The following is a 1791-nucleotide window of genomic DNA, read 5'->3' as shown; positions in this document are numbered from 1 at the left end:
CCGCCGTGTCCTGGCTTGGCTCAGAGACCTTTTGTCCCTCTTCCTGCTCTCACTCTGGCCAACGCTCAACTGTCCAGTTCAGCCCAATTCGGCTTATTAACGATCGACTCGGATCGCAGGCAGCGCGGGCGACTCGCCGCCTTGGCTGACTTCAATCGGGAGCTAGTTCAGTTTCTGCGGAGAAAAATCTCGTGTTCCGAGCCTGGCGGCCCGATACCGGCTGTTTAGTTCACGTCCCCGAGAGTAAGACTTTTATTTGGCTCAGATCCGGATGGGGCAGAAGCTTGTGCAAACCCATTCGCAACTTGAGGTCTTCCGGCGCCCACGGATCTCCCTGCTGCCAGCTCGGGGGCACATAAAGAGACAAACTTGGCAGCGGCTGGTTGCGCCGCACTTGCGGCGCATAAGGCGAGGATGTTGAGTTGAAGCCGTCCATGTTCCACCCCCTGAACGCTTAAAGCCGACTACAGAAGGTCAGCGACAGGAAACAGCGCGGGCGCGGCCTGGCGCCTACCGACCTGGGGGGGCTGGATAAAGGCACTATCCCTGCCGCTCCGCGCTGCCGTTGAGTTTAGCGGAAAGCGTGACTCGGCGCTGACCGTTCTGGATAGATAGCGCTGTCCCTGCCACGTCCCGTTAACCACAACGGCTCTGTATCCGGGCTGGCTTACTGAAAGCTGACGAGACCCGGCAATTCCCAAAACGAAAGCGGCCCGTGTGGGCAAGTTGCAGTCAAGCGTGAGAACGACGTTCCGGCGGCACGCTTGGTACCACGTCAGCCTGAGCATTCGCCAGCTAGCAGCTCCGGTGTCCAGCGCCCGGCCTGCCGGAGGGCCGCAGGCGGTGGCCACCAGAAGGGCCTCTTCCTTGTCGTTGAGTTCGCGCTCTGCCCGGTAGGCGGCTCTTCGCTCTGGTTCTCCGCCAGGTTGCCTTCGACAAAAACGTCGAAGGGTGGGAGACCGCCAAGTGGCCGACGCCCAGGCTTGTGGCGATCACGTCATCACTCATCCCGGCATCGGCCGCCAACCGGATCTGCGCCCCCTTGAGCGGACAGCGGTTGCCTGCCTCCGCCTAAGAAAAGCTCTATTCGACAAAAAGAGAGGTATCTATGGCAAACGAATCTTAGATAACTCGCGGCATCTTGAGTTCAGAGCAATCGTGGGATTTGGCGGGTGAGCTGAAGCCACTAAAGCGACCCACACCCTCGTCAGTGGGCGACATATGCCCTCGGCTCTGGAGGAAGTAGCTGCGATCGGGCTCTTATCGCAAGCTCAGTGAAGCGCCTGCCTTCCCGCGGGTGATGGCTGTGGCTTGAGATGATCCAATATCTTCGAGCCGGCGCTGAACGACCTCGACCAGAATTTCTCCAGAAAATCCAGGTGACACCGCAACAGCTCCGAGGAAGTTTTGGAGTCCGCGATATCCTTCAGAAAGGTGGCCTGATCGTGCAGGGAGGAAGCCGCCAAACCTAGTCCGTCCTTCAGGGCCGCAGCGAACAGGTTGCTTGTCGCTTCAATCGAGCTCTGCCATTCCCGAAAAGTAAATGGAATAGGCGATGCGGCTGTCGTAGATTTCCCAGCGCCATCGGCGGAAGCGCCAGATATCAGAGCCGGGTCGTGCCCGACATGTGGCCGCCGCTCGCGTTTCTCGTCTTCGCTTGCATTCGGTGCCATTCGAGATCTCCTAGTACCCGGAATCAGAGCTGAGTGATACGGCGGCCTTTGAAACGGCGTTGACGGACCTTTTTCTTGGTCCAGACGAAGGGCTCGGCTCTGTCGTTGTATGCGTTGA

General features: G+C 59.1%; 2 protein-coding genes. Both read right to left on the bottom strand.

Features of this window, described 5'->3' with window-relative positions:
- Positions 1-229: 229 nt before the first annotated feature.
- Positions 230-436, bottom strand: a complete 207-nt coding sequence (locus QJT78_RS50875; RefSeq protein WP_011084638.1) for a hypothetical protein — start codon at positions 434-436, stop codon at positions 230-232.
- Positions 437-1271: 835 nt separating this feature from the next.
- On the bottom strand, positions 1272-1673 hold the full coding sequence (locus QJT78_RS50870) for a hypothetical protein (RefSeq protein WP_011084637.1): 402 nt from the start codon (positions 1671-1673) through the stop codon (positions 1272-1274).
- Positions 1674-1791 lie beyond the last annotated feature (118 nt).

Origin of the sequence: Bradyrhizobium sp. Mp27, assembly GCF_029953005.1 — a bacterium.
GTDB lineage: Bacteria > Pseudomonadota > Alphaproteobacteria > Rhizobiales > Xanthobacteraceae > Bradyrhizobium > Bradyrhizobium barranii.
Note: the sequence above shows the minus strand (reverse complement) of the source record. Positions and strands in the feature narration are given on the sequence as shown.